This window comes from Chloroflexus sp., from assembly GCF_034434295.1.
Lineage (GTDB): Bacteria > Chloroflexota > Chloroflexia > Chloroflexales > Chloroflexaceae > Chloroflexus.
In genome coordinates this window covers 21,521-43,692 of the sequence record NZ_DAOTZQ010000089.1, presented here as the reverse complement: position 1 = coordinate 43,692, position 22,172 = coordinate 21,521, and the positions used below count along the sequence as shown (strand labels likewise).

The window sequence follows — 22,172 nt, the reverse complement described above, 5'->3', positions numbered from 1 at the left end:
TGCCCCACCCGCTGGGGGGAGGCATTGCCGGTACCCCCCGCTGGGGGGAGGCATTGCCGGTACCCCCCGCTGGGGGGAGGCATTGCCGGTGCCCCACCCGCTAGGGGGAGGCATTGCCGGTGCCCCCCCGCTGGGGGGAGGCATTGCCGGTGCCCCACCCGCTGGGGGGAGGCATTGCCGGTGCCCCCCACCCGCTGGGGGGGAGGCATTGCCGGTGCCCCACCCCCACTGGGCTATGCATTACCCACATGTCACGCTGCGTTAGGCCGGGCTGCACGCGCTCCCCGTGGCGCAGGCTTCCCGTGGTGCAGGCTTCCAGCCTGCGTGCAAGCATCCTCGCCACCGCCGTCAGGTGCTGGCCGTGACCGCTGGTGCGCAGGCACGAACCTGGTATAACCAAACGTCTACACGCAGGTAGCGCATGCATGCCTGACCGACTCGATGATCGGCACGAGCATAGTCAGCACTCCCTTGACCAGGATGGGGAACGGTATGCCACGCGCCGGATCGTGAGCACGGCTGGTGCGGCAGCATGGCTGCCGCACGCCAAACCCTGCGCCACGCACATGATAAGCGCGTAAGGTAACCCATTCAGCACGTGCTGGCACAGCTGGCGCTGTGCGCTGCCACCGGGCCAGTCGCCCACACCAGCACCAATGGCGATCATACCCGCTGATACAGCTGTGGTTGACAGCAGTTGTGGGTAATGCATAGCACCCAGGGAGCGGAGCGGGGGCTGGAAGATGTGGTGAGGGACCGGGATCACTGTGACCGAACGCCATACGGAACACGCCACTCCCCTCTCCCCCCTTCACCGTACCTCAACCCAATCCACTACAACCCCTAGCTCACGGCCATCCGGCGCAGACCATGATTCCACTCGCAACTCAACATCGCGCAGGGCAGTCGACTCCGCCGGCACCGCTAAGCGCACCGTCAACCAGCGCCAGTTGGTGTCAAGCCGGAACGGGTGACAGCGATTGTCGCTACAGAACTGTACGGTAACCGGTGCGTCGGGCCGCAACGCCGCCACCCGCAACCGTACCACCTGACCGGTGGCCGGAATACGAATCCTCGCCACCGGCCCCGTCCAGCGACCACGGGCATCGGCCAGAGTCTCGGCGGGATAGACGCCGACAAGATAACCAAAGTCAAGTCCGTCACCCACATCAATCACCGGTGTCGGCAATGGTTGCGTGTCGCGCCAGGCCAGATCGATCATCGTCTGCTCACTCACGTACTGCGGGCGATACGCCTGACGGGCTTCGTCGAGATTGCCGGTTGCCCGTAACAGATCACCAAGCCGGATGTACGTCGGTGGGTAGAGGATATTGAGGCGTTGGGCGGCACGGTAGGCATTCAACGCACCTTCATGGTCGCCCTGCCCACGCAGCACATCCCCCAGCACGAGATACCCATCAGGCGTGGGTTGTGCGGCCAGCGCCTGCCGGTACGCAGCAATGGCTTGCGGCAGGTTGCCGGTAGTGCGGGCAAGGTCGCCGCTGAGCCGCCAGAAGCTGCGGACACCGCCCTGGATAGCGTATTCCCAATGGTAGGCGATCAGGATCGAAAGACCGACACCCCCGCTGATCAGCAACGCTGTACGTAGTGCTGGCCGGGTGAGCCGATACCAGTGCGGGAGTGCCAGCCACGCCCGTGCTGCATAGGGGATGAGGGCGAAGAAGATGAAGTGACGATAACGCCCTTCGCCATGGGTCGCCAGTGATACGGCGATGAAGTAGATCAACCATAAGCCGACCAGCACTGCCGGCGCTCGCCGGTGCAGTGCCCCGTACACCAGGCCGGCTATCCCGCCCACGGCAATCAGGCTGTACAACAGATCGTCGAAGATCAGGGCAGCCAGAAAGAGCAGCGGCGGCGGATCGGCCCGGTAATCCTCTAGCAGAAAGCGATCCTGAATCGCCTTCACTCGCCAGATTGCCAGCCAGTTTGGCCAGAGTTTGCGCAGCATAATCGTCGGGTCTTCGCGCAGCCGCTCCAGCCCACGCGCCGTCGCGTAAGCCGCTCGCTCAGCCGGATCGGGGATGTTTTCCAGCACGCGAAAGATGGTTGCCATATCTTCGCGTGGTTCGTTGAATGCCCAGAGGTTGTACGACAGGCCGGTTTCGATCAGAATGCAACTGCGATAACTCAAACAATTGCGGATTGTCCACGGTGCCACAACGATCACGGCACTGGTGGCGAAGATCAGACCGGCAAGCACCGGCGTTGGTCGCCGTAGCAATTGTGACCAGTTGCCGGCAGTAACAACCGCGATCCAACCGCTCACCAGCAGGGTGAAGTACAGTGGCATCGAGCGGGTCAAGAGCGCCAGTCCCCATAGGCCACCGGCAAGAAACAGACGCCAGTCGCGCCATTGGGCACCGCGTCGCCGCCATCCCAGCAGTAGCCACCACGCTGCACAGAACAGCGTGGTAAAGAGGGTTTCGCTCATGTAGAGCGAGGCAAAGGTGGCGTTGGTGAGCAGAACTGCTGCTCCAATGGCGGCCAGGCGATGCACCCACGGCCCGGCGCCATCGGCTATCGCCTGCGAAAGCAGGTAGATCAGGTAGACGTTGAGCACGCTGAGGGCAATGTTGGGCAGCGCCGCCAGCCAGACATCACCACCACTGAGCCAGAGTGATCCGGCCAGCCAGAGCGGATAGAGTGGTGCCCTCAGCCAGTGGTAGCGCTCGTAGAAGCTCCACCCCCGCCCGGCCAACAGATCACGCGCTACCGTGAGATACTCGACCTCGTCGTTCGCCGGCAGATGCAGCGGTTGCAGCCAGAGTGCCAATCGGATCAGGGCCGCTATGGTCAGGATTGCGATCAGCCACCACGACTCGCGCTTCATCGTACCTCCACCAGGGCTACTTGCACCCCTAACCGGCGACCATCGGCGCTGGCCGGATCGTATTGCCGTGGCCAAAAGGTGGGAGTTGTGATCGAAATAACCAGCTCTTCTGAGGGGAGCGTTGCCGGTAATGGGATGGTGATGGTTTGCCGGTCGGCACCAATCGTGAAAGGCTGCGGTTGGCCGTCGGCAATCGTCACCCAGATGGTGACGGTGCTTCGATCAGGCCGGCCACTACGTACTGTCAGCCTGATCTGTTGGGCATTGGCCGGTGTACTCAGCCGTAGTTGTGCCCATCCGGTCGTCCAGCGCCATTCCTGTTCGCCGGGATCGGTCTGGTGCATGCCGCGAATGAAACCGAGCGCCAGACTATCACCGACGACGAGTGTCGTTGGCGGTGGCGTAACCGAGCGCTCCCAAAGCCACGAGGCGAGATCTTCACGCGACCCGGTAGCAAAATCGCTCAATTCACGCCGCGCAGCCTCCAGCTCCCCCCGCCGGCGCAACACGTCGCCGCGCAGCAGATGCGGGTAAGGGTGGGCAGGCAGGATCGTGATTGCTTCCTCCAGCCAGCGCAATGCCGCTTCCTCATCATCACTCAACAGGGCGGCTCTGGCCAGCGCGACCCGTGCCAGCACCGATTGCTCGTCACCCACTAGCGCCTGGTACGCAGCCGTCGTTGCCGTTGTCGGATCGCCGGCGGCCAATGCCCGTTCGGCACGCCACAGCGCCAGGTGTTTGCCGGCCAACTGCCAGGCCAGCAGCGGGTACGGGGCGTGCCAGAGCGTGATCAGCAGGGCCAGGAGCGGGATCAGCAGGGTTTGTGGCTGGCGGGGAATAGTTGTGTACAGCCCCGTCAACCATGCCGAACCAGCCATGCCGGTGTAGGCGAGCAAGACCGGGTATAGGGGGAGACGATACCGCAGTTCGACGTGAAAGATCAGCGTGGTGAAGAGGACATACGCGGCCCATGCACCCAACAACCAGGCCGGACTCGTCAGGGTGCGCAGGAAGGTCGCTGGACGCTGTAGTGTTGTTGCTGCGTGCCAGCGCTGGAACAGACCGAAGCTGCCGCCGATGAGTATGATCAGCCATATCCCATCTCCCAGGAGCAGCCGGGCTGCGACTTCAGCCGGCGAGACCCAGATCGCCGGTCTGGCCCGCATATCATCGGCGTGTTCGAGGGCGAAGAAGAGGCGCAGCTCGCGAGCCATCTTTGCCAGAAAACGGGCCGGATCATCCAGGATCACCGCAATACCGCGTTCGGTAGCCAATCGCTGCCGTAATAACCGGTCTTCACCCAAAGCGTAAAGCTGAGCTTTCACCACTTCGCGACCGGCGGGGTCGTTGTCGAGCCATAGATTCTCGGCGCCGGTAGTATCGATCAGAATCACCCCGCCGTAGGTCAGGGTGTTGCGGATCGTCCATGGCCCTACTACAAGAGCACATCCCAACCCAAAGATCACGGCCTGCTGCAACTGTTGCCGATGGTGCCCGCGTACCCACCCGTCTATCAGCCACCAGCCTATCGTCAGCGGGAGCAGTGGCAACGCCACCGAGCGAATCAGACACAGCGCTCCGCAGATCATCCCTGCAATCAGAGCGAGCCGCCGCGGTAGCTGCGATACCAGGATCAACCAGAACAACAGGCTAAGCCCGGCCAGAAAGAGGGTCTCGGTCAGTAATTCGGTCGCGTTAGTGGCCAGCGTGTAGTTACACGCCGTCAGCAGCCCGGCCAGTAATCCGGCACGGCTGGCGAAGGCAGGTGTGGCCTGCGGCGCACTGCGACTGGCCAGTGTTCGGGTGAGCAGGGCTATCAATGGTACCGTCAATGTACTGATAATCGCCTGTACCAGGCGCAGATTCTGTACCAGCGAGTCGACCAGGATAATCGCCGTTGCCAGAAAGATCGGGTAGAGCGGTGGCCGCATCAGCCGCAGCTCAACGTAACGTCGCTCCTGCAAGAGGGTAATTGCCTGGGCCAGATATTCGGTTTCGTCGCCTCCCAGCGGATAGAACTCACGCCAGCGCCAGACCTGAAGCCGCAAGATCAGCGCCAGTATCGTCAGCGCGGCGACGGCGATCCACCAGTTACGTTGCGCGGTTCGTTGATCGGTATTCATAGTCCTGGTACCGGCTGTTCACAACCGGGTTTCTGCACAGTCTCATCTCACCTCTGCCCAATCGAGCTGAAACGCCAAAATCCGCACCTGACCGACTTGTGGCCCTTGCCGGCGCACCAGGTCGAGCGCATCAGGAATGAAGCCGGGGCCGTGTAGAGTGATGATGTAATCGCTTCCCGGTGGACGGGCCGGCAATGAAAGACAGAACTCCTCTAATTGACGTTCAGGTTGAAACTTCCCCACCTCAGTACCATCGAGCCAGACCGTGATCGCTGGTGGTGTCAGATCGGCTGGCCAGTTAGCTGCTGCGCGGAGACAGAGCTGCCGATTGTCGCCCGTCGCGGCTGCCGGAAAGCGCAAAGCGGCTCTCTCCCCCGCCCAGCGCACAGTCGCGCCGAGAACCGGATCAAACTCGCCGAGGTAAAATCCATCGATATAACCGAGATCGTTATCGTCGGCCAGCTCGATCCGGTCACCGGGGAGGCGGGGCGGTTTGAGCCACTGCCATGCCCAGCTCGTCGGGTTCCAATCGTCAACCAGGGTTTGCCCAAGTGATTGGCGCGCTCCGCTCAGATCACCCATCTGCCGCAGCAATTCACCTCGTATCACAGCGGCCTGCCATGGGTAGAGTGGTTGCTGACGGGCCAGCAGTTCCAGTCCGGCAGCCGGCTGCCCTTGCCGGGCAGCCAGTAACGGTTCGCCGACAGCGCGTGCGTAAGCCGGCAAATCCGGGTCGGCGAGTGCCTGCGACCACGCTGTCAGATCATCGGCGGCCACGGCGGTGGCTAACCGTTCCACCGCAGCGTACTGCGCCCGACTCTGCCAGGCTATCCGCGCTGCGGCTATCGCCGACGGGTAGGGGCCAAGGTAGGATGCCCATTGTGACGGCGCACCGGCAGGTCGTGGTTCGAGATAAGCGTAGGGGGTGGCGGCAATCAGCCACGCCAGCCCGGCTAGCGTTGCGTAGCCTGCCTCCCGCCGGTTCAGCAGCCACGTGCGCCGGTGGGGGATGGCTGCCAGCGTAAACATCGCCAGAATAAACAGAAACGGTAGTAGCGGGATGCGGAAGCGGTTAATCGCGAAGAGTAACGGCGCCGCCGCCAGATTGTACAACAGCCACCAGCCAATCAGCCCGGCGAGAAATGATTGCGGTCGACGCAAGACTGCCCACCCCAACACGGCCAGCGGCAACACGATCACGTAAAGCGTATCGTCCAGCACAAGCAGGGCCAGCGTGTACCATGCCGGCAACCGCCCCAGGGCAAAGCCTTCCGCCAGTCGCTCATCACCGCTGTAGTTGATTTGAAAGAGATCAATCAACTCTGCGAATGTCTTCTCACCAAACGCCCACGGTTTCGCCTGGATCAGACACCAGCCTTCGGCACTGAGCACTTGTTGTCGTTCAGCCTGCGTTATCGCGGAAACTGGCTTAGCCAGCGCGGCGACTAGCCGTGCATCGTTCCGCTCCGCCAGACACGAACCGGCAGTGAGCTGCGCACGGGCATCGTTATCAAGGGTTGGATCGAGCAGTGCCAGCACCAGATTGCGCGTCGGTGCGTCGCTCCGCCCACCGTCGTAGGCGGTACGGGCACCCAGGGCCAGGTTGTAAGCGCTGGTTGTGTCAATGATCATCAGGCCACCATATGTTCGCGACGCATAGAATGCCCACGGCCCGATCAGACAACTGGCAGCCAGTAACGGCAGCAAGGCACTTATCAATCGTTCACGCCAGTGACCCGGTGTACGCCAACCGATCCAGCCGGCGATCAACGGTAGAAAGCCGAGCAGTAAGCCGCGGGTGAGCGTCGCCAGACCGAGCAGCACACCACCGATCAGCAGATTGCGGCGCTGTTGAGGATTGGCCAGCAGGCAGAACGCCGCCAGCAACAGGCTGATAAACAGCGTTTCGCTCAGCAGCAGTTGCGGATACATCGCCAGCGGTAGCGACAGTGCGCTCAGCAGAGCAGCACCGCCAGCCATGTGTGGTGTCGCCCCCAACTGTCGGCTGAGCACATACACCAGACCGACATTGATCAGACTGAGCAGGTTCTGCGTCACGAAGATAAACGCTTCGTTCCGCCCAAAGAGCGCAATATGGGTGGCCAGAAACAGCGGGTAGAGTGGCGCTCGCGTCCACAGATACGTGGTATGCCAGGCAAAACCTCGCCCGTTAGCCAGCCAATCGGCAGATGCCAGATATTCGGCTTCATCAGATATGAGCCCGAGGCGCGGCAGGTTGCCCCAAAGTGCCAGGCGCAGGCCGATACCGGCGCCCAATGCCAGCAACAGCGGCCAGTGTTGTCGCAACCAATTATTCCTCACCGGCAATGACCTCAATCGTTGTTAACCAGAGCCGCCCTGCACTCAGTGCTCCCTCGCCACGCACCGGCAGACGGCCATCGGGTGTCGGATCGGTCGGTCGGTACCAGCCGATCAAGAGCTGATAGTGACCGGGTTCCAGGTCGGGTGGTAGATGCACCGCCCGATCATCGCGCGCCGGCTTCCCCGGCAGCCATGTCCTGGTTGGCAGATAACCGGCCAGCGGTTGCCCATCATCGCCGGCAACCGGTGGCTGGTCGCAATCGCGGCAGAGGTGAATAAAGAGGCTGTAGTCCTCACCGAGTGGCTGTGTCACATCCCAGAACAGGCTGAGCGGGATGTTGCCTCCAGCGCGATAGATGCGCGGCCCCGCTGGCGTGGTGGCCTTCAGCGTATAACCGAGAAACGTCAACTGCTCGCCAAACACAGCGTTACCCGGCGTGGCCGGCTGCACAATCTCGCCGGTAATGTACGCCTCCGGTGCCTCCTGACAGAAGAGATGAACCCCCTGGAAGCGCCAGATACCGCACGGCCACGTCCGCTGCTCGCGGCTGAAAGCCCAAAAATTACCGACCAGACCGTACTCATCACCCGGTCGCGGCGGATCGACAGTACGCGCATGATCGGGAGCGATCAGGAGCCAGCTTCGCGTATAACCGGTTAATGCCGCCCGCCGCTCGACATCCCACTCGCGCTGAGTATAACTGGTCTCGCCCGTCCAGAAATTGGCAAAGCTGATCGGCTGCGGTGCCGGATCGCTGCTCAACCGGCTCGCATAGTAGTCGTAGAGCGGGCGCAGGTATCCTGGATGCACCACAACCGCATCATCGGGGTGTACCCGACGCATCAATTCGCCGATTGCTTCACGGTATTGCTCCTTGACCGGGTCGCCAGAAAACAGCCCGAAGCGCGGTTGGGTCAGGGCCAAAGCCGACGTGGTCAAGACACCGGTTAACATCAGCCATGCCAGCGCTTGTCGCCAATTCGTGTGCCCAACGCCAATTGCGAGAGTGATCAACCAGATTGGAAAGACGATCATCAGATAACGCGCTTCGTAGAGCCGGGTGAAGAGAAGCTGGACTCCGAACAGCACCAGCGGCACACTTCCCATCACCCCGATAACCAGCCGACTGGAGTGCGGCAGACGTGCGAATCCGATCAGGCCCAGACCAAACAGCAGGAGCCACGGCACAAGCCAGAACCATTCGAGATCACCCGGCCAGCGATCCAGGCTAAAGCGGGTGATGGTCAACCAGAGAGCGGTCAGCGGATCGGCGGCAATTGACGCCCCACTCGCTGCCCGATCACTACCGATGCCGGTAGCCATAGCGCCGATCATGCCCAGACCGGTCAGCATCAGACCACCGGCGATAGGAATGGTGTACCGGCGCGGACGGCTGAACAGCCACACCAGAGCGGCACTTAATGCCAGCAGTGCCGTCAGCCGATGGATGAACAAAGCCAGCACCGTTACTCCGATCAGCCAGTACCACACCTGCGCACGCTGCTCGTGTACGGCGCGCAATGTCAGCCAGAGGATTGCAGTACTGACCAGCAGCACCAGCGCGTAGACCTTCGCTTCCTGCGCATACCAGATGGCAAAAGGCGAGCATACGCCGATCAGCGCAGCCGCGATGGTCACCGCGTCGCGTTGCGGCGAGTCACCAACCGCACGTCTCGCCGCCAGCGCCAGCAGCGGCACGCTTAACGCACCCGCTATCGCTGAAGGGAAACGTAGTGCCCACTCACTCGCTCCGGCCAGACTCATCCATCCCTTCAAAATCACATGGTAGAGCGGGTAAGCTGCGTTAGGTCGGATCAAATCGATCAGCAGCACCGTCCACGGCTGCCTCGCCATTGCCCAACTGTTGCCTTCATCTAGCCAGAGACTTTGCGCGTCGAGCCGGTAGAGGCGCAGGGCCAGCGCAGCGATGCCGATCACAAGCCAGCCTATCAGCCATCGCCACGTCATGGCCTGACCTCACCGCGTAGTGCAGCCGCAAAGGCGGCTTCATAACGTGCCGCCGTATTCTCCCACGTCAGCTCATTCAGAATGCGTTCGCGTGCTGCCGCTCCCAGGCGGGCTGCCAGTGTCCGATCATCAATCAGGCGGGCAATAGCGGCTGCCAGTGCGGCTGCATCGCGTTCGGGAACAATCAGGCCGTGCACGCCATCTTCGATCACATCGGGCACCCCGGCTACCCGTGCCGCCACAATCGGGCGCGCCGCTCCCATCGCTTCCAGCAAAACGTTGGGCAAGCCGTCAACACCCTCTCGCACAATCGGCAGCGCAAAAACATCGGCGGCGGCCATCGCTATTGCAGTACGCGCCCGGTCAAGCTGACCGGTAAACAGCACGGTGGTGGCAATACCCAATCGGGCGGCCTGCGCTTCCAGGGCTGGACGCAGATCGCCGTAGCCGACGATAACCAGACGCGCTGTAGGGTGCATGCGCAACACCGCCGGCCACGCATCGAGCAGAACACTGAACCCCTTTTTACTCACCAGTCGCCCTAACCCTAACACCAGCGGGGCGTGGGCAGGAATATTCCATTCGGTACGAAACTGCTGCGCCGCTACCGGATCAGGCCGAAATTGATCGGGATGCACACCGTAGGGAATGACGAAGGTACGGGCCGGGTTAGCGCCCAACCGTACTCCGCGCATGCTCAGATCGGCACTACAGGCAGTGACGGCGGCAGCGCGTTGGAAGACCAGCCCGGCTAAGGTGCCCATAATGCGCTGTGTCTCGGCCAGATAGATGTCGCTGCCGTGCAGACTGACCACCAGCGGCAGGCGAGCCACAAGCGCTGCGAGTGCGGCGGGCGGCCCGTTGGGTAAGACCCAGTGCGCCTGTACCAGATCGAACGGCTTTCCCCTGGCCCGCGCCTGGTGTAATTCGCGCCGCAAAGCACTGAACGAAGCAGTGAGCGCAAACGGCGCCGCCAGCCATGCCCGTTCACGCACCTGAGTATCGCTTTGCAGTGATTGGGCATAGCCCCAGATATTGAGTGCCGGATGCGGTGCGTAACGGAAGAAACGCAGATGAATCCCACGTTCGTAGGTACCGCGCCGCAGGTCGGGATGCCACGGTGCCACCAGTGTCACCTCGTGGCCACGAGCCGCGATTCCGGCGGCAATCTCTTCGATGAACGGTGCCGTTGTTTCCCGCGGATATTTTGGTAGTGATGAAGCCAGCATTAAGATGCGCATACGGTACGATGTTCCATTAAGAGTCGGGGATACGGTAGATAAATGCTCGAAAATCAGCTGTTGGGCTGGCATACAGCAATTCAAAACCGTCGATGATCATCCCCGGCTGGTTATTATGATCCATCAGCGGAGCCAGCAAACGCCCGGCATCACCCTTCACCCGCATCTGATTTTCCAGCACCAGATATTGCGCACCATAGTGACGGGCAATCTGCAATAACAGCTCACGGTCATCCGTGTTAGGGATCATCACTGCCGGTCGTTCGGTATGCCAGTTGACCTGCCACGGTAAGCGGGTCATGATCACGGCATCGGGTGGCGTGTTCGCCTGTAACCACTCGTAAGCAGCCAGGTCTTGCCGCCAGATTTTTGGTTCGTTACGTACCTTGTCGTCTATATCGGCCCGCGAGCCGGCGACAATAGTAATGATCGCTGCCAGCGCCAGGATCAATCCCAACGGTGCCCAGCGCCGATCCCCAACCGCTGCCAGCCGGTCATAACCGGCCCAGATCACCCACGCCGCCAGCAAAGCCAGCCAGGGAATGAGTGCAACCCAGTAGCGTTCCTCATTGGTACGCCAGTACGTCAGCATAAAGATGATATATGGCGTATACGTAAATGCCAGCAAACCAAGCCATTTTCGCCGGTAAGCAATAGCTGCCAGCAAACCGGTGAGTGCCAGCCACGCGCCGAGCGGGGTCAGAATGTTCTTTTGCGCATCGTGGCTGAAGAGTGCCGCGAGCACAGGTGGCGCACCCGGCCAGGCTGGCATCAGGTACGCTCGCAGCTCGCGCACCTGCGTCTCAAACTTGGTGAAGGTCGCATCAAAACCCCAGCGTAAAATCCAGCTCCGATCAGGCAATCCCGGCCCACCCCATTCCGGCGCAAAAACGCGATAGATTTCTGCCCAGGCATCACCACTCACCCCGCGATAGTCGAGTACCCAGGCATCGTAGCTTTCGGTGCTGTAAACCGGTTTCCCGAACAGCATGATATTGCGCGCCAGGTAGGGCGAAAGGATCAGGAGGGCAATGACCGACCAGACGACAATCGGCGTTAAACCGACGCGCAGCCGTTGCCAGCGCTGTTGCCAGTCGCCCGCCATACGCAGGTGGTTCGCCAGGATCGTCAGTTGCCAGAGACCCATGCCCAGCGCGAACATGGTCCCACTCGGCTTCTGCAACATCATCAGACCGGTGCTGACAGCCGAGATGAACAGCCAGCGCCATTGTCTCGCCGGATCAGTATGGCTCTGGAGCAACGCTGCCATCGCTGCCATACTAAAGACCACAAACGCCAGGTCGTTCGTCACATAGATCGATAATCGGAAGAAAAGATAATTGGTCAGCACAAGCACAGCCGCCGTTACACCGACCCGCCGATCCCACCAACGTCTGCCAACTGCATAGATAAGAACGATCAGGATAACATCGAAGATGAAATTGGGTATCTTTGCAGCCCACGATGTTGGCCCAAACAGGGCAAAAAAGGGCGCAATCCAGACCGGCTGCAACAGCGGCCAGGTTTCCTGGGGGCGCGTTAGACTGTCGTATGGATAATAAAACTGGCTGATATAGTCAACGACCCAACCCCGTCCACGCACCAGATTACGGGCGACAATAGCGTTGTCGCTGTAATCAGCGTGGCCCGCATAGGGCAGAGCAGCGATAACCGTTGCTTCAAAACCCAACCAGATGATGGCAAATCCTCCCAAGACAAGCCACGCACCGCGTCGGCTTGCCAGCACATCAACCAATCTATCACTCAAACGCGGCAAACCGGCCCGCCCATAGGTCAGGAGTAACGCCAGCAAGGTTGTTCCCAACAGCGTTAGCAGCAGCGAGTCGGGAAAAACCTGCCAGAAGAGGCGTATCCCGGCTGCCGTCGTCCAATTGATCACGTGCAGCAATACATACCCAAAACAGACCAGAGCCACTGCCACCAGACCATAACTCAGTGCCTGCCCCTGCCCGTAGCGCTGCACCAGGAAGCGCAGGTAGAACAGAAGCGGCTGCCGATAGGCAATCACCAGCAGCACCAGCAAACCAACCATCGCGACGTTCAGGATCGCCGCCATCCAGATGCGAGCGACAGCCAGCCCAATCGCAGCCGCCCCAATGCCGATTGCCGTGATGACGTACACCTGGCTCTGATTCAGACGCAATCGCGTCAGCAAGAGCGCCAGCAGCAGCGCATTCCATCCCATCAGCGCCACTGCCGGCCATGCCGGCGGTAACCACAGCGCCGTTTCGCCGGCAGGTGAGATACGAACTTCGGCCAGGCGCACTCCTTTTGGTCGTGGATCGCGTTCATCGAACAAAGTCGCTGAAGATTGCAGCACGAGGGTAAGATCACCGTGCTGATGGGCAATTCCTGGCACCGCAAATGAGTAGGCTTCCCAGGTTGGTTTTGGCACAAAACTGCCAATAACCGTCCCATCAATCAACACCGTCACCGTTGGTTGTGCCCCAACCGTGGCCGGCCACCCTTGCGCCACCAGCGTCAACTGCAACGACGACCCGGCACCGACGTTGGGCAACTCGATCACAGTGCGCTCACGTGTCCAGCGCGAACGCCCGGTTGGCGAATCGGGAGTCAATTCATCCGCAAACAAATCCCCGCGCTCAACCGGTATCCGTCCCAAACCCGGACTCACCCCCACAAAGAGGCGATCTCCCGGCCAGCCAATTGCTACCCGACCCTGCGGTGGGGCCTGGTACGCCATCGCGCCGGCCAGCAATGCCAGGGCCAGTATGAACAACAGCACTCGTACCGTTGCCCGCAGCGATGGCACGGTTTCGGCTGCAAACAATTCACTACTGATCGAACGATCACTGACGGTCATCGTGCTCCTTCGCCACTCGCTCCAATGCCGACGGCCATTATACCGCTATTTATTGCCAACGTTAGTCTGCCGCATACTGCCCGGCACGTGATAAGCCTCTGAGGAATGCATGATACTCTCATCGCAAGCCGTATCAGGCAGTGATGAGAGCTACTATCCCATCAGGCAACAGCACCCTGCACCACTGCCTGCCCACACTGTACTCCCCCTGGGTGCGCAAGCCTCCAGCTCACCCTGGCAGGAGGAACCGAGAGTATGCTCCCGCCCCCAGCGGGGGCGGGTTGGGGTGGGGGCATGTCACAGTCAAATCTGGTGGAACAACGTTCATCACCCATCATCCAACGATCACCCTGCCACCACACCAGAGTGTGGATGCCCAGAACCAGCGTTTCCTCTCCGCACGCGGTAGCAACACATGTTCGAGGGCATACCGCTGCCAAACAGCGTACCCGTGGTGCGTCGTATGGAGTGCGGCAGCCATGCTGCTGCGCCAGCCGTGCTCACAAACCGGTGCGGGCTGTAGCGGTTTCCCTGCAAGGTACGGGGACTGGCTTGCCCTTCTGCTATCCCACCTTTCCCGCAGCACGGGAAAGGTGCCGGGAGTAGGGGTACCCCCCCGCCCCCAGCGGGGGCGGGTTGGGGTGGGGGGCATGCTCCCGCCCCCAGCAGGGGCGGGCCGGGGTGGGGCGAGGCGCACATCCACGCACCGCAATGCGCGGATCGCATGGTAGTATCAGTTGCATTGCAACGGGATGCCTGTTATCATCAAGCGCTATGATCTGGACAATTTCTGATCTCCATCTTTCATTTGCTCGTCCCAAGCCGATGGACATCTTTGGCCCCGGCTGGAAAGATCATCCTGAACGGATTGCTCAGGCGTGGCGAGAGCGGGTCGCCGCAACCGATTGGGTGTTGATCGCTGGTGATATTTCCTGGGCAATGAAATTGCCCGACGCCCTCCTTGATCTTCAGTGGATCGATGCCCTACCCGGCACGAAAGTGTTAATCCGGGGCAACCACGATTACTGGTGTCCACGCCGGGTGAATTCGATCCGACGCCATCTGCCACCCAGCCTGCGCCTGATCGGGGCCGATGCTCTTGACATTGGTGAGGCAGTGGTATGTGGAACGCGCGGCTGGATTACTCCGGAGACTCCTGGGTTTACTGAAACCGATCTCCCGATCTATCAACGTGAACTCGGCTTATTGGAACGGGCACTGGCTGCCGGCCAGGCATTGGCGGTGAACAAACCATTGATCGTGATGATCCACTTCCCCCCATTCGTCAATCGTCAATCAACCGAATTTTCCCGTCGCATCGCTGCCTCCGGTGCGGCTGCCTGCATCTACGGCCATCTGCATCGGCGCTACGATTGGGACAACGCTGTGCAAGGGCGCGTCGATGGAGTCTACTATCAGCTCACCGCCTGTGACTACCTCGGGTTTGGGCCGGTGGCTGTGCGGGGATTGAATGGGTGGAGCGGAGGCTAGCCCCTTCGCTACTCCAGTGCCTCTCTGTTAAGTTCTTCACCCCTCCCCTCCTCCGCGTAAGCGGGAGAGGGGCCGGGGGTGAGGGCGTGTCTCCAACTACACCTGATAGCAACGAGAGCGAGTAACGCATCGCGCTACTCGCTCCTCGATCAACCCCACACCTTCGTCTTACCGTCGGAAGACATCGCGAACTTCGCTGAGGAACCGTTCCACAATGACGCGCATCTCGCCGATGGCCGTGTGCAGATTGTTCGTCGTCGGGTCAGCGTCTTCATTCGGCATCAGCAGCCACAACAGGATATAGAACAGCACACCCATGCCGTTCACCAGGCCCAAGACCACAAAAACTAGCCTCACGATCACCGGATCAACCCCGATATATTGGGCCAGCCCGCTGGCAACACCGGCAAGCATGCGATCATTGCGCAACCGTTGCAACCGTTGTGTTTGTGGCGTATTCATTGTACCCTCCTCCCACTATTCGTACTGTCTGTTTGACGCTGTCGCCGTATCATTGGTTGCACTCAGGAATGGCAATGCGGCAACCTGTTTCGGTTGCCGCACGTGTGTGAGGTTCTTGGTTGCTCTCATCAGGATAACGAGGCGGGTAAGCCTGCTACCCTTCCAGTCCTAATTCCCACACGGGTCTACATTCCGCCAGTTGAGCACAGTGTCATTGATCGTCTGCACACCACTCGTACCGTAGCTCAGCGTCAATTGCCGGTTGGCCAGCTCTTCACAAGCGGTACCCTTCTCAACGTAATCCCACGATCCGAGGGTATACTTGTATTCGAGTTGCGTACCCTCGCGTCCGGTGAAGGTGATTGTCCACTGCGTTGCCGAGACCTGCGTCATCACCACACCACCCGGATTCCACTGCGGTAAACCACCGTCGAGTCGGTCGAGGAAGCCGGCAATGTAGACGCTGCGTCCAAGCGCGTCTTCAACCGGTGTCGGTACCGTCACATTCATGACCAGTGTAACCGTGCGGAGTTCGGCGGTAGCCGTTACCGGTGCGCTGAAGGCTGAACGGTTGAAGGAGATGTCTAGCGCACGCACCTCGTAGGTGTACGTTGCCCCCTGCATGACAGTGGTGTCGGTGAAGGTGGTTGCAGTTGTACGGGCAAAGATGAGTTCGTTACCGTTGCCATCAATGCGTCGTACTTCGTAGGCATAGGCATCACCGACGGCATTCCAGCTCAAGACGATCCCTGCAGGGGATGCGCTGAGCACTTGCAGGCCAGTTGGGATTGCCGGCGGTGTTGTGTCACCACTGGAAAGAACGGTGAGTACACCTGGTTGTGGCGGCAAGCTACTGAACGGCCCACTGCGGTCAGCATAGAGCCAGTCACGCCCGTTGGTGGTGCTGTAGCGGAAGACGTAATCGAAGGTGCCAACCGTTTCAGGCTGGAGTTGTGCCTTGAATTCGTCGTTGTTGCCTGCATCAACATTGAAGGTAGCCTCAACCCACACCCAGTTGCTCCCACGGGGATCACTGCCCTGGGGGCCGTATCCCACCTGGGCCCGCAGGCCAGGTGTTGCGCCGGACTGACTGGTTACACTGTCGATCCAGACCTGCCCGTAAATCTCCGGTGTGGTGTTAATGGCCGACACGGTGTGCGAGATCGCTGGTGGCCATTGCAGATTGGCCCACCCGATCTGATAGTGCGGCATGGCGCTCACTTCCAGCGAAGCCGGCCCTTCGTTACCGACGGCGTCAAGCGCACGGACAATGTAGTAGTAGGTGCGTCCGTTCTCCACCGTGGTGTCGGTAAAGCTCAGCCCGCTTACCGGCGCAGTATTGACCTTGATCCAACCACCACCACTGACCGGGCTGCGGTAGATGTTATACGCCTGTGCTCCACCCCTGGGTCGCTGCCAGCTCAGGCTCACCGACCGATCACCCTCTTCGGTGATCTGGAGGTTGGTGGGTGCCGCCGGTGGTGTAAGATCGGCTCCCGGCTCGCTGATCAGCACCGTACCGCTCAGCGGGTTCAGCGTAATCTGAATGCTCCCGTTAACGACCTGTACTGTCTCGTCGAGCTGATTGCCAACGGTAAACATTGCGCAGAGTTCTACCCCATTGGGCAGAAAGCCCTGGACAGGTACCGTGATCGTCTGTGTTGTTGAGCTGCGATTGATCAAGACCAGTGCAGCTTCATTGCGGTATTTTCGACCATAGACCACAACACCTGTGGTATCGTCGGCCAGCAGCGGCGTGAAATTACCCTTCACCAGCGCCGGATAGCGGTTGCGCAGCTCGGTCAGGTTGCGGTAGTGGTTGAGAAGATTGGTGTCGGGAGTGCCACCCTGATCAGGCCAGGGATAGGTGCGGCGGTCATCTGGATCATCATCGCCGGTCACGCCTACTTCATCACCGTAATACACGGTCGGTGCACCGGGTACGGTGAACTGGATCAGAGAGGCCAGTTGGACACGACGCTTACCTTCTGCCAGGTTGGATGCATTAAACTCCTTATCGGCGCGTGTCTCCTGTCCAGGCGTAAGTGTCCACAGAATCCGCTCCGTATCGTGGCTACCGAGCAGATTCATGAGCGTGTAGTAGGCTGCATCCGGGTAGTCTTCCCGGATCGAGGCCAGTCGACTCAAGAATTCTGATGGACTGATAACCCGGCCGCTGTCACCAAATCCTTTGCTGTCGAACGTTCCACCGGGCAAGAGCAGGCCGATCACCGCATCACGCAGACGGTAGTTCATCGTTGTATCGGCAGTCTGCCCACGGAGGTGGCGCAGCAGTGTTGAGTCCTTCTGCCACAACTCACCAATAATCAGACCGTCTCGTTTGGTCTGGCGCACGACGGTGCGGAACGTCTCCCAATAGCCTGCCGGAAAGCTGGCATCTCCCATCACATCCAGGCGCCAACCGGCGGCACCGCGTCGTAGCCAGAAGCGCGTCACACTGTTGGCTCCGGTTAAAAAGTAGCTCTGTACGTCCGGGTTTGATTTGTTGATTTCGGGGATGGAGTCGAAGCCGAACCAGCCGACATAATCGTCGCTCGTACACGGGACATTATTCGTGCGGAAGTTGAACCAGGTGCGATACGGCGAAGCCAGCGACTCGCAGGCACCCAGTGTCGTGTAATGGCTATAGCGGTCGAAGAGGGGGCTGTCCGACGACATGTGATTGAAGACGCTATCGAGGATCACCCGCATTCCACGCCGCCGTGCCTGCTGAACCAGGTGCGCAAAGGTGCCGTTATTGCCAAGATAGGGATCGATTCGGTAGTAATCACGAGTGTCGTAGCGATGGTTCGATCCGGCGGCAAAGATGGGATTGAAGTAGATGGTCGTGATGCCTAATTGCTGGAGATAGTCAAGTTGCTCGATCACGCCGGCCAAATCACCGCCGTAGTAATCACGCCCCCGCGGCCCTTCGATAGTTGGGCTCCAGGCCGGTGGGGTGGTGTCAAATCGCCACGGACAATTGGTAGTAGCGTCGGCATAGTGACGGCAATAGCCTTCAGGTAATTCACCCCAACCCAACGTCATCACCGGATCATCGTACCGGGTGTCGCCGTCTTGTGGATCGTTATGCGGATTGCCATTGCGAAAACGATCAGGGAAAATCTGATAGATGACTGCCGTTCGTGCCCAGTTTGGCGAGGTAAATGCGGGATCGTAGAACATCAACGCATAACTGAAATCAACGACATCATCCGTCATGCGTCCGCTGCCGCCATCGAGTGCTGCGGTGTTATCGGCGTAATAGTCGGTATCGCTGCCATCGGTGACGATAAAGCGGTACCAGAGGTTATTCGGTTGCGCCTCGCTCAGCGTAGCCGCCCAGAAATCGCAACGGCGCGGCCCATAATCGGCGTAACAGTCGGTATTGGCAGCAACGATACTCATTGGAATAAACCGCTGCACCCCGGCATTGACATCGTAGACCCGCAGGGTTACCGACGTGACATCATTGTGGAAGGTGCGAAGCCGAATCGTCACCGGTGTACCGGCAGGTACGGCACCTCCTGGTGTTCGATAAAGGGGATCGCGCGAGTCGTGGTAGACGCCATCCCACTCCACATTGTTATCGGGCTGTGGAAGCGCACTACGTACTTCCACGTCAACATACGTAGTTGCCGTATCGAAGCTAAAAATGACGGTTGCCGGGCCGGTAACTGTAAAGGGAACATTGTTTCCAAATGCGCCATAGTTTGGATTCGCCCAGCTCTCATTTGTGGCAATCTTGAACTCGTAGTTACCCGGTGGAATGGCATCAGTGGCAAATGTAAAGACACCATCACCATCGACATCATTCATGAAGGTGCGCAGACAATCGGGTTGCCAGTCACCACTACACCCGATCTCGCTGTTGAAGTTACCCGGTACGGTGTAGATAGTGTTGCGCACGCTGTCGGCGATATAATGGGTTTTGTGATCGTAATAGAACCGTACACTCTGTGCACTGCCGAGTGTCACCGGGATGTTAGGGCCATTCTGCTGAAAATTAGCTCCATAGTTTTCAGCCCAACTTCCCAGTGCAATTTTGTATTCGTAGCTCCCTGCCGGAATCGTCTGCGAGACGAACAGATAGACATCGTTACCCTGGGCGCTGAAGGCCGATCCGGCACATCCCGGATCCCAATCGCCACAGGCGCCGCCGGTGGCTTCCGATTGTAAATTACCTGCCAGGTTAACTGATGCTGGTAATGGTGTGTGATCGGCGAACGCAACTGGGGAGAGTGGTGCAATCGTTGCACCAAAGAGCACCCCAACCGCAAGGACGAGGTGCATCAGGCGGAGAAACATGCGCGGTCTCACAAAAAGCTCCTTTGCACGAATAGTGCTCTCTCAACACAGCGGCATCCAGGCGGGGATGCTGTGAAGCGGCGTCTTTGACTGGCCGCACGTTGGGCGCTACGGAGCTGGGAAGGGCGCGGCGATTTTTGTTTTGCTCAAAATAGTTTTGTATGAAATAGATGCTTGTGCAATTTATTATAAGAGGCTGTTGGTATATTTGTCAAGAGGATGTTTCGGGTATGTAGATGCAACACGCGCTTGCTGGCGGGGTTCCAGGCCGATGAGATTGGGGACAGGGAGGCGGTACGTTACCAATGAATGTGCTCTGGCTCATTTAGACGATGGCCAATCAATCAGTACATAGATCTCGTCATTGATGATCTCAACCGGGTAGGTAGCAATACGCAGCCCCACCGGTGGCACGATACTCTTGCCGGTACGCACATCGTAGGTCCATCCGTGCCAGGGACATGTGACGGTGTGATCGATCAATACCCCTGCCGAGAGGGGGCCGCCTTCGTGTCGGCAACTATCACTAAAGGCGTAGATGTCACCGGCAACGTTTGCGATCCCGATTGGTAGCCCATCAATCTCAACGTACCGCATCTGACCGGGTAGTAATTCGTGACGATGACAAATTTTAAACCGTTCCACAGGCGCTACTCCATTGACAGGCGAGGTATTTATGATTACAGTACCATTACAACATACGTCCTCATACGTTATAATACGCATTATATACATTATTGGATCGGAAACTCTTGCCACAATTCGAGGTGCCTTATGCCGCCGCTTGCGATAAATCAGCGCCAACTGGAAACGCTCAGCCAACTGCTTATTGCCGGCGGTCACCACGAAGTGGCTGATCTCTTGCAGGCATCGCTTGATCGCCTGATCGCTTTCTGGCCGGCTCAGGCCGGTGCATTGCTCTACGTTTCGCCATACGGTGAAACGACGAAGGTGATGCACGGCAAACTCGATGCTGAAACATTGTTGTTGATCGAGCAGGCGCGCGATGGCTTCACCCGTCGTGACGATAATGGCGAACCGATTGTCGGCTCGTATTCGATTGACGAGGGACGTGACCTTATCGAGTTGCCATTACAGAGTGGCGGGCAGGGTGTAGGATTGCTGCATCTGGTAGTGAGCCGCACCAATCAACAGTCGGGTGGACATCCACCCCTGGATGAGGAGTTACTTGTGCTGCTGGTACGGGCGATTGGTGGCGAAGCCGATAAGCTGGCTATGTTGCGTCGGGCCGAACGGGATTTACGCGAGTTGCATCTACTCTACGAGATCGGTCAGTCGCTGGCGGTGAATCTCGATCTCGCCAGTCTGTTGAACGATATTAAGTTACGCGCTCCCAAAGTTGTTGGTACCGAGCGCTGCTCGATCTTTATTCTCGATGAAGAGACGAATGAGTTAGTGCTCGAAATTCCCGGCGAGCAGCGTCAGTATCGGATGCCGGCTGATCGCGGGATTGCCGGTTGGGTGGTGACGCACGGCGTTGCTCAGATTGTGAATGATGTCGAACACGATCCACGCTGGTACGATGCGATTAGCCGTGAAGCCGATTTTGTCACCCGCTCGATAGTGTGTGTGCCGATGCGGGTGAAGGATCGGGTGATCGGTGCTATGCAGTTGTTGAATAAGGCGAACGGCCAGCCGTTCACCGATCAGGACATGCAATTGCTGACAACGCTGGCGGCTCAGGCGGCCATCGCTATCGAGAATGCTCGCCTCTATCAACGGCTGAAGGAAGAGCGCGACAGACTATTGCAGAAAGAGGCCGAGGTACGCCATGCCATTGCGCGCGATTTGCACGATGGTCCCACGCAGAGTATCGCAGCAATCGCGATGAATATTGAGTTCATTAAACGTCTGTTCAAGGCCATGCCTGAACGGGTTCCGGCTGAACTCGACACCCTGGCTGAGCTGGTGCAAAAAACGACTCACGACATTCGCACGTTACTGTTCGAGTTGCGTCCTCTCGGTCTCGAAACGCAGGGTCTGTTGGCGACGTTGCAACAGTATGTCGAACGTTGGCACGATCCATCCGGTAGTGATACAAAGTTGCGCCTGGAAGCACCGGCCCAGGTGCCACGCCTGTCGCCCGAAATTGAAGCAGCCGTTTTCATTATTTTGCAAGAGGCGGTGAATAATGCCCGTAAGCACGCGCACAGTGATACGATCACCATCTATTTGTATGTAGAAGAGGATTATTTTGTCGCCAGTGTGCGTGATCGCGGGCGGGGCTTCAATGTCGCTGCGGTGGAGAGTGGCTATACGCAACGCGGGAGTCTCGGTCTCTTGAATATGAAAGAACGGGCACGTCTGATCGGTGCCGATCTGCGTATTCGTAGTGAGATTGGTCAGGGGACAACGGTTGAATTGCGTATTCCGCTGAGTCAAACGCGTTGATACAGGGTTAGGCCGGGATAGATGACGCTCGCCTTGCCTGCCTCCCGGCAATCCAGCCCCGACCTGCGCAGGTCGGGGTGTTTTCGTCTACCCGACGCGGATTAGCCACGCGCTGAATTGAACTTCCTTACCTCTCAAATCTGGT

The 22,172-nt window shown here is 59.2% G+C and carries 11 protein-coding genes; 2 read left to right on the top strand and 9 right to left on the bottom strand.

What is annotated here, in order from left to right:
* Positions 1–811: 811 nt before the first annotated feature.
* Genes VAE57_RS12655 through VAE57_RS12630 form a run of 6 tightly spaced genes read right to left on the bottom strand, consistent with a single transcriptional unit; the run spans position 812 to position 13,354 of the window.
* Entirely contained in the window at positions 812–2,854 is a 2,043-nt protein-coding gene (locus VAE57_RS12655; protein WP_322822235.1) for a tetratricopeptide repeat protein, read from the bottom strand.
* A complete protein-coding gene (locus tag VAE57_RS12650; RefSeq protein ID WP_322822234.1) occupies positions 2,851–4,977 on the bottom strand; it encodes a hypothetical protein in 2,127 nt (708 codons plus the stop codon). The genes VAE57_RS12655 and VAE57_RS12650 overlap by 4 nt, the downstream gene beginning before the upstream one ends.
* A gap of 42 nt (positions 4,978–5,019) precedes the next feature.
* Positions 5,020–7,284 (bottom strand): glycosyltransferase family 39 protein, encoded by a 2,265-nt coding sequence (locus VAE57_RS12645; RefSeq protein ID WP_322822233.1) that lies wholly within the window; start codon positions 7,282–7,284, stop codon positions 5,020–5,022.
* Positions 7,285–7,288: 4 nt separating this feature from the next.
* On the bottom strand, positions 7,289–9,268 hold the full coding sequence (locus VAE57_RS12640; RefSeq protein ID WP_322822232.1) for a glycosyltransferase family 39 protein: 1,980 nt from the start codon (positions 9,266–9,268) through the stop codon (positions 7,289–7,291).
* Positions 9,265–10,509 (bottom strand): glycosyltransferase, encoded by a 1,245-nt coding sequence (locus VAE57_RS12635; RefSeq protein WP_322822231.1) that lies wholly within the window; start codon positions 10,507–10,509, stop codon positions 9,265–9,267. The genes VAE57_RS12640 and VAE57_RS12635 overlap by 4 nt, the downstream gene beginning before the upstream one ends.
* 16 nt (positions 10,510–10,525) lie before the next feature.
* Complete coding sequence (locus VAE57_RS12630; RefSeq protein ID WP_322822230.1) at positions 10,526–13,354, bottom strand: glycosyltransferase family 39 protein; 2,829 nt, start codon at positions 13,352–13,354, stop codon at positions 10,526–10,528.
* A 774-nt stretch (positions 13,355–14,128) separates the two neighbouring features.
* On the opposite strand from VAE57_RS12630, the gene VAE57_RS12625 reads away from it, so the two are divergent.
* Entirely contained in the window at positions 14,129–14,845 is a 717-nt protein-coding gene (locus VAE57_RS12625; protein ID WP_322822229.1) for a metallophosphoesterase, read from the top strand.
* A gap of 168 nt (positions 14,846–15,013) precedes the next feature.
* Here VAE57_RS12625 and VAE57_RS12620 read toward each other — a convergent pair whose 3' ends face one another.
* From VAE57_RS12620 to VAE57_RS12610, 3 genes are all read right to left on the bottom strand, one after another.
* Positions 15,014–15,307 carry a PspC domain-containing protein gene (locus VAE57_RS12620; protein ID WP_322822228.1) on the bottom strand — a complete coding sequence of 98 codons (294 nt, stop codon included), beginning with the start codon at positions 15,305–15,307 and terminating at the stop codon, positions 15,014–15,016.
* Positions 15,308–15,475: 168 nt separating this feature from the next.
* A complete protein-coding gene (locus VAE57_RS12615; protein ID WP_322822227.1) occupies positions 15,476–19,627 on the bottom strand; it encodes an alpha-amylase family glycosyl hydrolase in 4,152 nt (1,383 codons plus the stop codon).
* A gap of 309 nt (positions 19,628–19,936) precedes the next feature.
* Positions 19,937–20,260 carry a non-heme iron oxygenase ferredoxin subunit gene (locus VAE57_RS12610; protein ID WP_322822226.1) on the bottom strand — a complete coding sequence of 108 codons (324 nt, stop codon included), beginning with the start codon at positions 20,258–20,260 and terminating at the stop codon, positions 19,937–19,939.
* Between the two features lie 129 nt (positions 20,261–20,389).
* Between VAE57_RS12610 and VAE57_RS12605 the strand changes: the two genes are divergently transcribed.
* On the top strand, positions 20,390–22,027 hold the full coding sequence (locus VAE57_RS12605; protein WP_322822225.1) for a GAF domain-containing sensor histidine kinase: 1,638 nt from the start codon (positions 20,390–20,392) through the stop codon (positions 22,025–22,027).
* Positions 22,028–22,172 lie beyond the last annotated feature (145 nt).